The sequence below is a fragment of the Delftia sp. WY8 genome (assembly GCF_018437695.1).
GTDB classification, from domain to species: Bacteria; Pseudomonadota; Gammaproteobacteria; order Burkholderiales; family Burkholderiaceae_C; genus Comamonas; species Comamonas tsuruhatensis.
In genome coordinates, this window is record NZ_CP049795.1 from 1,150,384 (window position 1) to 1,166,202 (window position 15,819).

General features: G+C 64.1%; 19 protein-coding genes. All 19 read left to right on the forward strand.

What is annotated here, in order from left to right; translation table 11 throughout:
• Window positions 1-415: 415 nt before the first annotated feature.
• The 19 genes from G4D77_RS05175 to G4D77_RS05265 all read left to right on the forward strand — a co-directional run bounded on the left by G4D77_RS05175 (window position 416) and on the right by G4D77_RS05265 (window position 15,733).
• On the forward strand, window positions 416-2,023 hold the full coding sequence (locus tag G4D77_RS05175; RefSeq protein WP_207997089.1) for a DNA cytosine methyltransferase: 1,608 nt from the start codon (window positions 416-418) through the stop codon (window positions 2,021-2,023).
• Between the two features lie 242 nt (window positions 2,024-2,265).
• A complete protein-coding gene (locus G4D77_RS05180; protein ID WP_023103929.1) occupies window positions 2,266-2,823 on the forward strand; it encodes a hypothetical protein in 558 nt (185 codons plus the stop codon).
• A 330-nt stretch (window positions 2,824-3,153) separates the two neighbouring features.
• Window positions 3,154-3,366 carry a hypothetical protein gene (locus G4D77_RS05185; protein ID WP_003290186.1) on the forward strand — a complete coding sequence of 71 codons (213 nt, stop codon included), beginning with the start codon at window positions 3,154-3,156 and terminating at the stop codon, window positions 3,364-3,366.
• Window positions 3,367-3,387: 21 nt separating this feature from the next.
• Window positions 3,388-3,780 (forward strand): hypothetical protein, encoded by a 393-nt coding sequence (locus G4D77_RS05190; RefSeq protein ID WP_023103928.1) that lies wholly within the window; start codon window positions 3,388-3,390, stop codon window positions 3,778-3,780.
• A 173-nt stretch (window positions 3,781-3,953) separates the two neighbouring features.
• On the forward strand, window positions 3,954-4,640 hold the full coding sequence (locus G4D77_RS05195) for a hypothetical protein (RefSeq protein WP_017512402.1): 687 nt from the start codon (window positions 3,954-3,956) through the stop codon (window positions 4,638-4,640).
• A gap of 80 nt (window positions 4,641-4,720) precedes the next feature.
• The gene (locus tag G4D77_RS05200) at window positions 4,721-5,458 is read left to right on the forward strand and encodes a DUF5983 family protein (protein ID WP_017512403.1); all 738 of its coding nucleotides are present in this window, start codon (window positions 4,721-4,723) and stop codon (window positions 5,456-5,458) included.
• Window positions 5,459-5,555: 97 nt separating this feature from the next.
• Complete coding sequence (locus G4D77_RS05205; protein ID WP_009459701.1) at window positions 5,556-5,834, forward strand: hypothetical protein; 279 nt, start codon at window positions 5,556-5,558, stop codon at window positions 5,832-5,834.
• A gap of 289 nt (window positions 5,835-6,123) precedes the next feature.
• Window positions 6,124-6,936, forward strand: a complete 813-nt coding sequence (locus G4D77_RS05210; protein WP_023103925.1) for a hypothetical protein — start codon at window positions 6,124-6,126, stop codon at window positions 6,934-6,936.
• A 124-nt stretch (window positions 6,937-7,060) separates the two neighbouring features.
• Entirely contained in the window at window positions 7,061-7,414 is a 354-nt protein-coding gene (locus G4D77_RS05215; RefSeq protein ID WP_009459699.1) for a DUF3085 domain-containing protein, read from the forward strand.
• Between the two features lie 368 nt (window positions 7,415-7,782).
• Window positions 7,783-8,700, forward strand: a complete 918-nt coding sequence (locus G4D77_RS05220) for a DUF3577 domain-containing protein (protein WP_128730085.1) — start codon at window positions 7,783-7,785, stop codon at window positions 8,698-8,700.
• A gap of 57 nt (window positions 8,701-8,757) precedes the next feature.
• Window positions 8,758-9,447, forward strand: coding sequence for a DUF3275 family protein (locus G4D77_RS05225; RefSeq protein ID WP_023103923.1), 690 nt, complete (start codon window positions 8,758-8,760; stop codon window positions 9,445-9,447).
• 94 nt (window positions 9,448-9,541) lie between these two features.
• Window positions 9,542-9,865 carry a hypothetical protein gene (locus tag G4D77_RS05230; protein WP_023103922.1) on the forward strand — a complete coding sequence of 108 codons (324 nt, stop codon included), beginning with the start codon at window positions 9,542-9,544 and terminating at the stop codon, window positions 9,863-9,865.
• 101 nt (window positions 9,866-9,966) lie between these two features.
• Window positions 9,967-10,374, forward strand: a complete 408-nt coding sequence (locus tag G4D77_RS05235; protein WP_023103921.1) for a hypothetical protein — start codon at window positions 9,967-9,969, stop codon at window positions 10,372-10,374.
• A gap of 16 nt (window positions 10,375-10,390) precedes the next feature.
• Window positions 10,391-10,651 carry a hypothetical protein gene (locus G4D77_RS05240; RefSeq protein WP_023103920.1) on the forward strand — a complete coding sequence of 87 codons (261 nt, stop codon included), beginning with the start codon at window positions 10,391-10,393 and terminating at the stop codon, window positions 10,649-10,651.
• An 80-nt stretch (window positions 10,652-10,731) separates the two neighbouring features.
• Window positions 10,732-11,379: a hypothetical protein gene (locus tag G4D77_RS05245; protein WP_023103919.1), complete on the forward strand. Its 648-nt coding sequence runs from the start codon at window positions 10,732-10,734 to the stop codon at window positions 11,377-11,379.
• A 62-nt stretch (window positions 11,380-11,441) separates the two neighbouring features.
• Window positions 11,442-12,551 (forward strand): DUF6094 domain-containing protein, encoded by a 1,110-nt coding sequence (locus G4D77_RS05250; RefSeq protein WP_023103918.1) that lies wholly within the window; start codon window positions 11,442-11,444, stop codon window positions 12,549-12,551.
• Window positions 12,552-12,601: 50 nt separating this feature from the next.
• Window positions 12,602-12,922 carry a hypothetical protein gene (locus G4D77_RS05255; protein WP_023103917.1) on the forward strand — a complete coding sequence of 107 codons (321 nt, stop codon included), beginning with the start codon at window positions 12,602-12,604 and terminating at the stop codon, window positions 12,920-12,922.
• A gap of 90 nt (window positions 12,923-13,012) precedes the next feature.
• Window positions 13,013-13,318: a hypothetical protein gene (locus tag G4D77_RS05260; protein WP_207997090.1), complete on the forward strand. Its 306-nt coding sequence runs from the start codon at window positions 13,013-13,015 to the stop codon at window positions 13,316-13,318.
• 135 nt (window positions 13,319-13,453) lie between these two features.
• Window positions 13,454-15,733 carry a helicase-related protein gene (locus G4D77_RS05265; RefSeq protein WP_049323496.1) on the forward strand — a complete coding sequence of 760 codons (2,280 nt, stop codon included), beginning with the start codon at window positions 13,454-13,456 and terminating at the stop codon, window positions 15,731-15,733.
• The last annotated feature ends 86 nt before the right edge of the window (window positions 15,734-15,819 follow it).

Consider the following 15,819-nt stretch of genomic DNA (forward strand, 5'->3'; position numbering starts at 1 on the left):
GTCCCGCTTGGTCATCCCCGGCCGCGGGACCTGAAGGTAGCTTCTCCGCGAACCGCCTCCTGCGCGTTCTGCTGATCTGCATTTCTCCCGCCTCTGCGAAGGGTCCCCCGGTGGCTTGCCAAGCTGCGCGAGCCACCCGGAGACCCTTCGTGGTCAGCGGTATTCGGTGCCGGTGCCCGCCGGCGCAAAAACGGGCTCCCTTTGTGCGCGGATGTGCGCCAGACGATGCCGGCGCGAACCACGACATGCGCCGGGTGTGATTGCTGATGAGCAGACGGTTCTAGCGACGACCGGGCCTGCACCAGCCCACGGGTGGTTCTGTCCTCCCGAGCCGAAGGCCGCAGGGCCTTCGGCGCCTTTCTCCTGCCTATCAACGTCCCGGCCCGCCCCGGGCCACACGAACAGGAGACCCGACATGAACCCGCAACCTTGCACCCTTCGCGGTGCGCCCCAGGCCGCGCCACTGCTGTACGGCAGCGTGTGCAGCGGCATCGAGGCCGTGAGCCTCGCATGGCAACCCCTCGGCCTCAAAGCCGCGTGGTTCGCCGAGATCGAGCCGTTCCCGAGCGCCGTGCTCGCCCACCGTTACCCCCATGTGCCCAACCTGGGCGACATGACCGCGATCGCCCGTCAGGTGCGCGCCGGCACCGTGCCGGCGCCCGACATCCTGGTCGGCGGCACGCCGTGCCAGTCGTTCAGCGTTGCCGGCGCGCGCCAGGGGCTGAACGACCCGCGCGGCGCCTTGACCCTTGCCTATGTGGAGCTTGCAAATGCCATCGACCAAACCCGCCACCAAGACCGCCGCCCGCCGGCAACGCTCGTCTGGGAAAACGTCCCCGGCGTCCTCAACGACCGCAGCAATGCCTTCGGGCATTTCCTGGGCGCACTGGCCGGAGAAAGCCGTGCGCTCCAGCCGCCAGGGGAAAAATGGGCGCACGCTGGTTGTGTGTCTGGACCCCGCCGCCGCATCGCCTGGCGCGTGCTCGACGCTCAATATTTCGGTGTCGCCCAACGCCGCAAGCGCGTGTTTCTTGTGGCATGTGGTGGTGATGACCTCGATCCCTCCGAAGTACTTTTTGAGCGCACAGGCCTGCGCGGGGATTCTTCTGCGGGCCGCGCGCCGTGGCAAGAAGCTGCCCGCGCTGCTGGACCGGGTGCTGCAGCAGCAGGCGGATACGCAGGATTCGCTGGACTGAACCAGCCCTACGGCAAGGTCACGACGACGTTCGGATTCAGCGGCGGCATTGGCCCCGTCGATGTTGCGGCATGCCTGATGGCCGCGGGTCCCAAGCACGACATCCGCACCGAGACGTTCATGGTGCAGTCCATCGCCGGCAGCATCGCCCACACCCTCGACACCGCCAACAACGGCAAGGGCAGCAGCGAGGACGGTACGGGAAAGGGCGTGCCGATCATCGCCTTCACCGCCCAGGGCAGCGGCGCGGACGCCACGATCGACCTGACGCCGACGCTGCGTGCCGGCGGGCATCGCAACAGCCATGCGAACGCAGGCGTCGTGCCCGCCATCGCCTTCGCGCAGAACAACCGCGGCGAAGTGCGCTTCGAGTCGGGCCATGGACAGGTGTCTTGCACCGTCCTGTCCAACGGCAAGCCGGGCTACGGTGTGCCGATGGTGGCCTGCGTTGCCCTGCGGGGACGGACGCAGGGTCTTGCTGCCGAACTGGGCGGAAGCGTTGCGGCGGCGTTGCGTACCAGCGGCGGCGGCGCAGACAAGCCCCATGTCCTGGCCCCCGACTTCGAGGCACATTTCCGCTACGACTGGAATGAATCCGGTGCAGAGGACTGGTCGCAATGGCGGGTGCGGCGGCTGATGCCCATGGAGTGCGAGCGGCTGCAGGGCATGCCCGACGACTACACGCTGATCCCGTATCGCGGCAAGCCTGCCGCAGACGCTCCGCGCTACAAGGCGATTGGCAACTCCATGGCCGTCCCGTGCATGGCTTGGCTGGGCAACCGGCTGGTGCAGTGCCTGCACAAGACGGACTCGACCGCTTCGGATTGATCGACGACGCAGCCTGCCGGCCGCGCCATTCTCCCCCTGCATTGCCGATGTATCGGCAGCAGCCCGCAGCCAGGGTGTCAAGGCTGCCGTGGGTTCCGCCCACGCCACCCACCAGTTCGCTTCGGCATCTCACCGGCGAACGCTGCCCACCGGGGCATCGATGCCTCCTTTCTCCAACCCACGGGATGGTCGCCACGTCCCGTCAGGGGCATGTCGCCACCCGGTCGATTTCAGGACTTCCCATGGACACCATCACCAAGCAAGACCGCATCACGCTGAAGAACCTCAAGGTCGCCGACTTCGCCAGCGAGGAAACGCTGTGCTTCACCGCGACCATCGTGTTCGACGGCACTCCCATCGCCGAGGCCCGCAACGACGGGCATGGCGGCTCGACATTCCTCCGCGCGCTCAACGGCAAGACGACGCTGCTGGCTCAGGCCGAAGCCTTTGCCAAGGGCTTGCCGCCTGCGCCGCTCGATCTAGGCCAGGAGGGTGAAGACCCTCATTACATCGACATGACGCTCGACTTCCTGGTCGATGAACTGGCCGATGCCATGCACGCGGAGCGCAAGGTGCGAGCCGCCTTCAACCGCGACATCGGCAACAAGGTGCTGTTCATCAAGGACGGCAAACTGCTGTTCATCAAAGGCATCAAGCTCAAGGCTATCGCCGACCGCAAGGCGTACTTCGCTTCGCTGCGCACCAGGCAGGCCCAGCCCATCGTCATCCTCGCCGAGCTTCCGCCCGAGCGGGCATTCGACCTGTGGAAGCAGCATGTCCTGGGCGACAAGCCCGATTGACCCAGCGCCACCGCACCCTCCTGACAGCCCCGTACTCGATGCGGGGCTTTTCTTTTCCTGTGCTCATCAATCGGGGCTGGGCCGAATGCCGTTTTCCAACTGACGCGGCGCAGCCCTCGCACGAAGCTGCCTGCATGTTCGCTGATTCGTCAGCACATGCCAGCAGCCAGGGTTCCAGGCTGCCGCGGGTCTCTCCCGCGTCACCCACCAGTCCGCATCGCATCAATTCTGCGGATGAGCGTCCCCGTGACGCTGATGCTTTTTATCAACCGCGTGCGGGAGCTGCCATCCCGTGAGGGACAAGGCCCCGCTTTTCCAAGGAGCCCGTCCATGTCCCAGCAAGCCTCTTTCGGCCAGTTGGCCCTGACCTACTGCGGCAAGTTCCTGCCGCTCGAAGTCTTGCAAAGCGCCGCCGGCCACTACATCGGCACGCGCGATACCGAAGGTCCCGTTTCGCGGGAATCCCGCGAGTACTTCCGCAGCTATGCCGCGGCTCAACGCGCCCTCGAAAGAGGCGGCTGGTCCCAGCTCGCCATTCCCTGATCCAACTGGAGAAATCACGTCATGAACCAGCTACTGCCGCGGGAAGTCGTCGATCAGATCATGCGGGAAGAGCAGCATTTCGCTGCCGCGCCCCAAGCCTTCTTCGAGGCCTGGAAGCGCGGTGTCGAGATTGCTGGTCCCGAGTGGTTCGGCGACGGCACCCGTGAAGGCCTGAACCAGGCCAACACCAAGTGGGATTTGCGTCCCGACATGCTGCGGCTCAACGATGCCCTCGGCGTCCTGAGCAGCGGCGAACGCATGTTCCTGTCCGCCATGGTCAGCTTCTACAACGCGCGCGAGGGCGGTGCCATGCTCAAGCGCTGCCGCTTCCACGGGCTGTCGGACTTCGACGGTCTCGATCTGGAACGCCGCAAGGTCATCGCCGACCTGCTGGTGAACTACAGCGGTTGGTGAGCCGGTCTCCGGCACGCCACTGTCCTCTCGATCCCCCCGTGAGGGACATGCGCCCATAAGGCCATGTCCCTCAATTTTTCTTCCCCATCGCCCGACGCCAACGGCCTTGGGCTATTCCCTGCGGATGCCATCGTCCGCATGGGCTGGCTCCGCTCTTCTCGAAAGGAGCCAGCATGGCAAACAACTACTACGAAGGCACGGGCGTTCTCGTGCTCAACCGCGTTACTCCCGTCATCAAGGCACTGTTCGGTGCTTTCGCGCTCGACGAAAACCATCCCGGCAATGGGCAGGCCTACATCGCCCAGATCGCCGAAACCAATGATCCACGCTGGACAGATGTGCTGGACGGTCTGGAAAATCTGGCCACACAACTCGGCATCCCCATGCCCGACGACGAAGAGTTGTCGATTCCGCCTCTGCTTGAACGGCTGGCCGCGCACTTCGGTGCTGACCAGGACGGGGAGCTGGAGAACCTGATCGAGCACCACCAATTCGAGGACGGCGCCGACCTGGAAGCCCTGCTTCTGATCGCTACCCGCTTCGATGACGGCCATAACCTGACCGCCATCCAGTTTGAGGGCTGCTGGTATTGCAGCAAGCCAAGGCTATTCGAGTTCGGCGGCAACGGCTGCTACCTGAGCCGTGAGGTCCAGGTCTTCAGAACGTCCTCGCAGGCGCTTCAACTCGGCGATCAACTGCGCAACACCATCCTGGCCGCCGACATCGAAGAGGCCTCAGCGTTGATCGCGCTGGAGGCCGCCAACCTGCTTGCCGGCATCACCGATGAGCAATTTCGCCTAAATGTGCGCCATCGCATCGCCGAACGGCTGGTTCAGACGCCAACGATCAGCGCCGACTGACGCATTTTCCACTTTCAACCCGCCGGGTCCAATTCCCGGTGGCGGAGATTGGCCCCAATATTCAAATCTGGAGAGTTCCCATGTCCCAGAAACCCAATCCCTTTCTCCGCGGCTACTGGAATCTGAAAATCGTCCGCACGCTGTGCATCGGCTACGACGACGGAAGCCCGCATGTCTGGCGAATCATCCACGCGAGTCAAAAGCACTTTTCCGACGAGGAACTGATTTCATCCTCGTGCATCGTCACCAGCGATTTCGCCGTGGTCAGGAATGGTCCCGAACCCGTGAGTGCCGAGGTGCTGGCCGAATGCGATACCGCAGAAGGTGTCAGCGGCGAAGGTGTAATCGGTGCCGTGGTCTATGCCATCCATGGCGACGACTTCGACGGTCGCCCCATCCACGTCGGCGACGCCTATTCGGCAGAGGCAGCGCGGGAAGTCGTACAGCGCCTGAGTTTCGAGACCGGCTACTACAGCCGGTGCTGGGAAATCAGCAGCGCACACATCAGCCAAGAAACCGGCCAATACCTCGCCAACCTGGCAGACCTCGCTACGCCGGAGGCATTCCTGTTCATCGCGTTCCGGGTTCCGTACAGCCCGGCGATCGGCATCAAGCTGATCTCCACTCCCTGGACGGACAAGAACCTGGACCACGCCGAGGGCATCAGTGCGGAGCAGCTTCGCCAGGAGCACCGAAGCAAGGGTATGCCGGATGACCTGGCGAACGTCATTGAACTGGCTGGCCAGGCCGACGTGCGCATCCTGATTCTCGACGCCGACGCACCCGTGCTGTTGGGCCTGCCGTTGGCCGAATCCTAGCAGCCGCTCGACGCAACATCCTTCCTCTTTGTTCTCCCCCATACCGGCCCGTCTCCCTCCCGGAGCCGGGCTGGTCCATTTTCATAGGAGCAACCTCATGTTCCCCGACCTCATCTCGCGCACGCCAGACTTCGAGCACCAGCTCGGCGCCTGCGTCAATGCCATGGGCCAGGACGACGCCATCGGCCAGATCCTGGTATTCGAGCGCATGAGCGGCACGCTGCACATGCGCCATATCGCCAGCGCCGACCTGGTGGACACCGACATTGACGACTACGAAATGGTCGTCTTCGACGGTGGCAACACCAGCGGCGATACATGGAAGCATGTCTTCTTCCCACGTCAGCGCGAGCACTACTTCGTGTACGAAGCCTGACCCAACCAAGCCCCTTTTCGAGGGGCTTTTTCTTGTCCGCAGCGCAGGAAAGCGGGTGCGACGCTGTGCGATTTCTTGCAGGCAGGCCGCCCATTCCAGAGCCATCCTTGCTCCATGTTCGTCGGCGTTGCCGACACATGCCCTGGCAGCCGAGACCTTCAAGGCTGCAAGTGCGGGAAACCGTGCTGGTCGTTTCTTCCTATGGACGTACCCCGTCCGTTCACGCCACCCACAAGGGACCTCTCCCTTGCGGGCGGGGAATCCCTTGTTCTTCCTCAAGGAGATTCCCATGGACCGTTCCCTCATCAAATCCATGATGCCTTCGCTTGTCGCGGGCCATGTCCCTCGCAACGTGCGTTCGTTCAAATACCGCGTATTCGATGATCAGCCGCAGTCCTCGACGTTGGGCTTCGCCATTGACCCTCAGCCCTTCAACGGCAAGGTAGTCTCCGCGACCGACGATGCCATCGTCGTCAAGCTCAAGCCTTCCGAGTTCGCCGTGCTCGATCCCAACCTGGTGACCACCGTTCCCAGCGAGGGCGCCAAGGTCCATGTCCAACCCTACGCCCGGCGACGTTTCGACGGGCTTCGCGCGGACACCCCGGAAGTCGTCACCGAGAAGACTTCGGATGGCACGCCTTACACCATCACGAGGCATATCCTTGGCAAAGCACCCGCCAAGCTGCCCATTCCCGAGCCGCAGTGCATGGAGCTGGGCCAACTCATCGAGCAGTTGGAGGAGATGCCCGCGCCCGACGGGTTCCGGTGCATCACCCACATGCTGGTCGATGCAGGTGCCCGCGACTTCGCCTGGGTCGATCCCAAGCCCTCCAGGATCATCGAGACCCCGCCGGCGATCAGCTTCACGGTCTCAACCACCAAGTTCGAGGGTCAGGTGACGATCCTCTACGACCGTGGCGGCGACACCTACGTGGTGGAGCTGCACCGCGACGGTGAGTTGGTCGATAGGCACGACGAGGTGTATTTCGACATGCTCGGTGAAGTGCTGGAGCGGCTCATCGACGACGGGCGCTGGCGCCTGATCGACGTGAGCGTGATCGACGCCAAAGCCTTTCGGCAACGTCAGGCGGTTCCAGCCTGACGTGCCAGACAGGAAGCCTAGCGGCACGACTGATCAGTCCACAGCCTACCGGCGACTGCCCCACAAGCCTTCCATCCGTTTCGGTGGAGGGCTTTTTTCTTCATCCATACAGGAGATTTCAACCATGTCACTGCGATTCAGAGGCTCCGACCTGCGCCCCGTGCTTGCCGAAGCCATCGCCAACCAATGCCGCGTCGCCCTGGCCAAGGACCAGGGCGTGTACTTCCTCGCCGAGCGCGGAGAGCGCCGCCCCGATGGCCGCGTGAAGCTGCTGGCCTATGCCGTCGGCTGCAACCCGGATACCGACCCGTTCGATGACTGGTGGGAACTGGCACGCGCCGAGCTTGGCGGCGACGACTTCGGCGAGTTCTTCGACCCGAAAGACAGCGTTTTCACTCGCATTCTGCAAAGCTCAGATGATCTGGAGCTGTCCGCCACCGCTACGTATCTGTCGCTGGCGGCGGTGGAATCGGCGTAGTCCAAAAATGTCCGCATACCCCTTGAAGCCCCCATTTCGGGGGCTTTCTTTTGGGCGGAACTGGGCAGCCTGGAAAAAATGGGAAGCGCCCGGATGCCGATTGATTGCTGTCGCGCGCGCGAGGCCCGGCCATGCTGACCCCATGCCTGCTGACGTTGTCAGCGACATGCCAAGCAACCATCGGTCTTCAAGGTTGCGTCGCAGTTCCCACTGCGTGACCGAGCCAGCTCGCACCGCATCCATCCGCGAGCGGCCACCAGTCTCTGGTGGCGGATGCTTTCGCCTTATCGACCCACCGCGGGGTTACGCACCTTTCCCCGCATGCGTGGGGCTGGTGTGTCTCCGCTTCTTCCCTATGGAGATTCACCATGAACACCACGTCCAACGAGAAATCGTATTTCGACCTCCACACCTCGGGCATCGGCTACATCCAGCGTGTCCGTGAAGTGCCTGTCCGGGGCGGCCGCCGTGCGCAGCCTTTCCTGGCATGCACCGTTGCCGCGCTGGTCGGCCCCGCCAGGGACCCCAGCTACCGCTACTTCGACGTCAAGGTCTCGGGTGCCGAGGCCAAGAACCTCGTCCAGCGCTACATCGGCGTTGACGATCCCAAGCAGCGCCCGCTGGTGCGCTTCCGCCTCGGCGACCTGTGGGGCGATGCGTACATCCGCGACAAGGGCGAGCGCAAGGGTGAAGCCGCCGCGTCCCTCAAGGCGCGACTGCTCAAGGCCGAGCCGCTTGACCGGGCCGAACTGGCTTCCATCAAGCAGCACGAGCTGATCACCCGCGGCATCGGCTACCTCAGCCGTCCGAAGGACGTCACCCCCAAGGATGGCGATCCGTTCCTGTCGTGCTGCGTCGCGGCTCTGGCCGGGCCTGTCGGTGAACCGGACTATCGGTACTTCGACACCATCGTCGCCACCCCTGAAGCCGAGCACCTGGTTCGCCGGTGCGTGCAGGCCATCGAAGGGGACCGCAAGGTGCTGATCGCCTTCAAGTTGAACGACATGAAGATCGATCCGTACATCCGCACCAAGGGTGAGCGCGCCGGGGAGCCGGGAGCGAGCCTGGAATCGACGCTGATCCACATCGGTCTGATCAAGATCGACGGCACCCAGGTCTATCCGACGAGCCAGGCGCAAGCCGAGGAGTCGCAGGCCGAGGACGCACCCGCGCCCGAAGCCGAGGACGCCGCCGACACCGCTGCCGACCAGCCTATCGAGCCCGCCGAGCGCGAGCCCGCAGGTGAAGTCGAAGAGCAGGAGCCGGCATTGGCTGCTTCGTTCTGATCCGGCATGGCCCCTCACGGGGCCTTGCCTTTTTCCTATTCCTCAAGGAGAAGCATCATGGCAGTCACATCGGCACCCGAGAAATCGGCCACTCCCATCATCGTCCCGGGCCAGCTCGCGCTGCGCACCATTCATGGCCGCAACGGAAAGTTCAATGTTGGCAAGCTCGAATGCCAACTCGGAAAATTCACGATTAAAGACGCGGAGTTGGAGCAATACCCCGAGGGCAAGTATCAAGGGGAGTTCGTCCTTCGCTACATCTTCCTCAAAGGCTATCCGATCAGCGACGGCAGCATGCGTTTCGAGATGCGCGCCAACCTGGACGGTATGACACTTTTCGGCATCGACAAGCTGAGCAAGGCCGAAGCACATAGCTTCGCCCCGCAGGAAGTCGATCCGCTCGATGAAGATCAAGGGACACAGCCTGCGACAACGCCGGCCAAACCCGCCAAGGCATCCAGGTCCGCCAAACCTGCACCCGTGCAGACGTCCGCGGACCCGCTGGTCGATACCACGCCCTTCGGCGTGGACGCGCCGCCTGCTGCGGCTGCTGCCCCCGGCAGCACCGAGGATGGCGACGCCGCGCTGTTCGGCCTGTTGTGGCCGCTGGGCGAGTCTGTGAAGCTGGATTCGACCATCGACCGCCGCGCCCTGCGCGCCCAGATCGCCCGCCTGGGCGAACTGGGCTACGCGCTGGACTTCAAGACGCAGGAGTGGAGCCGCCAGGCCGAACTGCAACCTGCGTGATTGCAGACACCGCATCCGCGGTGTTCTTCATCCACCCGCTGGGGTTCCTTCCCCATGCGGGGGTGGCCTCGGCTTTCTTCTGGAGGTCTCCATCATGTCCACCATCACTTGCGATACACCCCGTTCCGCGCTGGACGAAACCGCGTGGCGCGCCGTTTGCAAGACGGCCGCCGAGCATGCCCAACGTGGTTGCGGCCTGTCCTGGGATCACTGGGTCACGCTTTTCAGCTCGGAGATCGACGCGCAAGCCAGTCGATTGCCGGAAAGCCAGCGCGTTCATGCGCTGGAAATCGCGACCCAGGAATGGGACTACGCAACACCTGCCGAACGGCAGGAAACCCAGGACTGGCTCGCTGAAAACGGCTGCTGTTCGCATGGGATCACGCTGGGTTGCTGCCCGGCCGGTTGCGGTTCCTAGCCCGCACTGCATTCCATCGCCGCACACGCGGCATTCCATCACCCGCTGGGGGTTCTTCCCCACGGGGAGGCCTCTGGCTCTACTTCTTCAGGAGGCCTCTCATGGGCTGGTATTTCTCTCCCCAATCGCGGTCTGAACTGATCGCCGAACTGATCGCACCGCAGGAGACCGAGCGCGCCAGCGTGAAGGTCATCGCCCACACGCTGCGCGGCAACGTCCTCTGGTCCGTCGCGGAAGTGACGGCCAGGGCCGAAGGCGTGCATCGTGATCTCGCACCGGGCCAGTCCCTGCGCTACATCCGCTGCGATCTTCTGGAGCGCAGCGGCAACCAGTGGGGCTACAAGCCGCTGGACGAGTCCATGCACCCGTACTACTACTCGTGCCCGCTGTCCTATCTGGACCTCGCACCGGAGCAGTCCGCCGACTGGCGTGCAGGCGTTCGCGCCTACCACGCGCGGCGTCGTACACCCACGGTTGCCACGGCACCCGCCGCGGCACTATTGGCCTGAGCCAGGAGGAACCAACATGGACCCGATCCTGGCTGCGCTCCCCGCCTCGCTGTTAAAGCTCGTTGAAGGCAGTTTGTCCAACGACGAAGTTTCCTCCGACGAGGAAATGCTGGCGTACTTCATCGACAACGGCCTCACCGAGGAGCAGGCACGGCAGGCGCTGACCTATCGCGACCAGTACCTCAACAACATCTACCTGGACGGCTTCACGCCGATCACCGCGGTGGACGAGGCGCTTCACTTCAACCCGCACACCCGGCAGTTCGAGCCGGACTGAGCGGTTTTCTTCCCCCCCCCCCCCGGGGCAGTACCTGCCCCGACAGGCGGTGCTGTTCCCGCTCATCCGAGGACACCACCATGCCCGCAAACACTTCTTCCACGCTGTACCGCATCGACGAATGCCCGGACGTGATGGCCGACGCCTGCGTTGGCGATGACCAGGGCAACCTGATCTTCCTGTCCATCTGGGCACGCGACACCGCCGTCCAGCAATTCCTCGCTCGCCTGACCCTCGGGCGCGACGAGCAGGGACTGGACCAGTTCCACGTCATCACCGACCAGGGCGGCAGCGTCCCGGTGTTCATCGGCAACGTCGATCGCCTGGAAAAGCGCATGACCCGCGCCTACCGGCGAACGCTGTTCGGTTCGCTGTCCAACGTGTGGCTGTTCGACCGGCGCTGCGTCAAGCCCGACAAGGCCAACGCCAGCGCATTGGCACTGCTGCCGCGCGACAGCGCCCACCGGCTTGACCGCCTGTGGATGCTGGTGCGGGACACCTGCCCGTTGCCGCTACTCGACCACTGGCGCGAGACCGTGCTGGAACTGCTGCAAAGCCGCGAGATGCTGGCCCGCCTTCCGTTCGCCCTCGGGCCGCTGGAAGGCCATCGGCTCGCCATCGACGTGCCGGCGCTGACCCTGGCGCTGGGCTCCCTGATCCGCAGTGACGCGCTCACCGCCTATCCCTATCCGACCAAGATTTGGACGCCGGAAGCGGTAGCGGCTTGACCCCCTCGGAGGCACGTCTCGGCGTGCTTCCGTCTTTCATCCCCGCCAACCAGGAGACTTCCATGGCCCTCATGTTCCCGCGGCTCGCCCGCAATTTCGCCAAGAACGGGTACTACCCGACCGACGAACCCACGCTCGAAAGAGCCCTCAACGCACTGATGCCCAGCGACGGGCCGATGTGCATCCTCGATCCCTGCGCCGGCGAAGGCGTGGCGATCGCCGAAGCCGCCTATGCCCTCGGGCGTGACCAGGCCAAGGCATTCGCGGTCGAGTTCGACGCGGAGCGGGCACGCCATGCCCGAGGCTTGGTCGATCACTGCCTGCACGCGGACCTGATGGACACGATGGTCTCCAAACAGTCCTTCGGGTTGCTCTGGCTCAACCCGCCGTATGGCGACCTGTCCAAGGACGTCAACGGCAACATCGGCTATCAAGGTCAGGGACGTGCCCGCCTCGAAAAGCTGTTCTATCAGCGTTCGCTGTCGCTGCTGCAGTACGGCGGCATGCTGGTCTTCATCGTCCCCGGCTACGTGCTCGACGCGGAGCTGGTTGGTTGGCTGACACGCCACTACACCGATCTGCGGATCTACCGAGCGGTGGAAACGCAGTTCAAGCAGGTGGTGATCTTTGGCCGAAGGGTGCGCCAGCGCGAGCAGGCCCCCGATGGCGTCAAGGCCGTGCGCAACCTGCTGCTGCAGGTTGGGCTTGGCGAAGTCGAAGCCGAGGAACTTCCGAGCGAGTGGCCGTTCCTGCCATACATCGTCCCCGCCAGTCCGGCCGAGCCGGAGCATTTCTTCCGCGTGACGATGGAGCCTGAACAGTTCGCCGACGAGGTTGGCAGGCTGCAAGGCCTCTGGCCGTCGCTGGACACGCACTTGGGGGCCGCGCAGCAGTCGCTGCGTCCACCGGCGCGAGCCTTGTCCCACTGGCATCTCGCCCTGGCCTTGGCCGCGGGCGCGATCTCCGGCGTTGTGCGCTCCCAGACGGGGCGCGTGCTCGTCGTCAAAGGTGACACCCACAAGGACAAAACGCTCCAGCGGGAATTCACCGAACGCGAAGACGGCTCCATCGCCGAGACCCGCATCCTCACCGACAAGTTTGTGCCCGTCATCCGCGCGTGGGACATGACGCCTGGCTCCGCGACACGGGGCGAGGTGTTGACCATCCGCTGATCCACCGGACGCGCTGCCGTCCTGCTGTACCACATCGAAGGAGAAACACCATGTTCCCGAATCCGTTCAAGCGGCCAGCGCCGCACAAGCAACCGTTGTTCGCACCGAGTACGTTGAAGTTGAGCGAGAAGGTGCATTGGCTGGCCCGAAGAGGCCTGATCGACCCCTTAGCCTATGTCCAGCGCCATGTGCGCGGGGACTGGGGCGAGATCGATGAGGCCACACGCCAAGCCAACGACGTGGCGATCCAACAGGACAACCTGATGATCTCGCAGTTCAGGATCACGCCGGACCTGGCGCTAATCGTCAAGACCAGCGAGGACCACCAGACCACGGTGATCCAGCTTCCCGAAGAGCGGGACCTGATCTGACGTCCCCACATCGTCATCCTCATTCTCCTGACGGAGCCACTTCACTCCGGCAGGGGTGTCGTTGCTCAATGACTCATCAAGGAGGAGCCCATGGCATCACATCGCATCGAAACCTACTGTCAGAACCTGGCGTTCCCCATCGGGGCGCTTATCTTCAGCAAAGGCATTGACCGCCTGGTCCGCTCGGGTCGCCTCGACCCGATCCCGTACTTCAGGCGCCACACCCGTGGCGACTGGGGCGACGTCAACGTCCAGCAATGGCAGGCCAACAGCACCGCGCTTCAATCAGGCGCATCGCTGGCATCGCACTACGTGATCCATCCGGGGCTGGCCATTCGCATCGTTACCGACGCGGAGCGCCACGTCACCGTCATCGTTCTGCCGTCCGAGGACTGAGCACGGTTCAGCCGCTGGCCACCCAGGCCAGCACCTTCAACCACCGTCGGCCACGCGTCGATTTACTTCCCACCACGGGGCATGCCACTGCCCCGCTGGGGGTGGTGCATGCCCCTTTTTCTTTGGAGCATCACCATGTCCCTCGATCTCGAAACCAATGCCGCTGAAGCCGCGCCCGTACAGGGCGAACTGCTCGACGCGGAATCTTCCCCTCTGACCCTGAGCCTTCAGGATTTCGTCGGCGAGTTCGGCGACGAACTGCTCGACGCCCTCAACAGCGCCAACCCGCCGGTCTATACCGGCCAACCGCAAGCACATCGCCAGCTCATCGTCGCCAGCCTCAAGCGCAAGCTGTTCCAGGCCCAGGCCGAAGTCGTCCACGCCGCCGCGGAGCTGCTGATTGACCGTGGCGAGCGCGCCGCGATCGTCAATGGCGAGATGGGCTGCGGCAAGACGACCGTCGGCATCGCCACGGCCGCTGTGCTCAACGCCGAAGGCTACCGCCGGACCTTGGTTCTCTCGCCCCCGCACCTTGTTTACAAGTGGCGGCGCGAGATCCAGGAGACAGTAGCGGGCGCGAAGGTCTGGGTGCTCAACGGCCCCGATACCTTGGTCAAGCTCATCAAGCTGCGCGAGCAGTTGGGTGTGCAGCCGACCGGCCAGGAGTTCTTTGTCCTGGGGCGCGTCAGGATGCGGATGGGGTTCCACTGGAAGCCTGTCTTCACCCAGCGGCGCACCCGCCACGGCGACGTGGCGGCCTGCCCGGACTGCGGCACGGTCATCACCGACCTCGACGGCGAGCCGGTCAACCCGGTCGCGCTCGAAGCCGAGGAGTACCGCAGGAAGTGCAGCCATTGCGCAGCGCCCCTGTGGACGCTGATCCGCCCACGCAGCCTGTCCGGCAGCGACCAGTCCTCGGCCGTGCTGAAAGCCTTGAAGCGCATCCCGACCATCGGGGCAGTCACCGCGCAGAAGCTGATGCAGAAGTTCGGAGACGGCTTCCTGGCCTCGATGCTCGGCGACAACATCCATGAGTTCATCAACCTCATGGACGGCAACGGCGAGCTGGTGTTTTCCGACCGTCAGGCCACCCGCATGGAACGTGCGATGGCCAACATGGAGTTCGGCTTTGGCGAAGGCGGCTACCAGCCGTCCGAGTTCATCAAACGCTACCTGCCGCAAGGCACGTTCGACCTGCTCATCGCCGATGAGGCGCACGAGTACAAGAACGGCGGCAGTGCCCAAGGCCAGGCCATGGGCGTGCTGGCAGCGAAGGCTCGCAAGACCTTGCTGCTGACTGGCACGCTGATGGGCGGCTACGGGGACGACCTGTTCTACCTGCTGTTCCGAGCCCTTCCGGGGCGGATGATCGAAGACGGCTACCGCCCGACCACGAGCGGCAGCATGACCTCGGCCGCGATGGCGTTCATGCGCGATCACGGGGTCTTGAAGGACATCTACTCCGAGAGCACCGGCACGGCGCACAAGACGGCCAAGGGCACCAAGGTATCGGTGCGCACGGTCAAGGCCCCGGGCTTCGGCCCCAAGGGCGTCTTGCGCTGCATCCTGCCGTTCACGATCTTCCTCAAGCTCAAGGACATCGGCGGCAACGTCCTGCCGCCGTATGACGAGGAGTTCCGCGAAGTCGCGATGGACACGGCGCAAGCCGCGGCCTACCGCGATCTGGCGGGTCGGCTGACCGCGGAGCTGAAACAGGCTCTTGCACGACGCGATACGACCTTGCTGGGTGTGGTGCTCAACGTGCTACTGGCCTGGCCAGATTGCTGCTTCCGGTCGGAGACCGTGGTGCATCCGCGCACGCGCAACACCTTGGCGTTCGTCCCGGCTCAGTTCAATGAGTTCGAGATCAGCCCCAAGGAGCGTGAGCTGATCGACATCTGCAAAGAGGAGAAGGCGCAGGGCCGCAAGGTGCTGGCCTACACGGTCTATACCGGCACGCGCGACACGACCAGCCGGTTGAAGGTGCTGCTGGAGCAGGAAGGCTTCAAGGTGGCGGTGCTGCGCGCAAGCGTGGATGCCAGCCGCCGCGAGGACTGGATCGCCGAACAACTGGACCGTGGCATCGATGTGCTCATCACCAACCCCGAGCTGGTTAAAACGGGACTGGACCTGTTGGAGTTTCCGACGATCGTGTTCATGCAGTCGGGCTACAACGTGTACTCGCTGCAGCAGGCGGCACGCCGCTCCTGGCGCATCGGGCAGAAGCAACCCGTGCGCGTGATCTACCTTGGCTACGCCGGCTCCTCGCAGATGACCTGCCTCGAACTGATGGCCAAGAAGATCATGGTCTCGCAGTCCACCTCGGGCGACGTGCCCGAATCAGGGTTGGACGTCCTGAACCAGGATGGTGATTCGGTCGAGGTCGCACTGGCCCGGCAACTGGTCGCCGCCTGATCCCCACGCCAACGCTGGCCTAACGCCGCCGGCTTTCCGCTGTTCCCACCTTGCAGCCACGTCCACGGTCTCCGTGGGCGTGGCTG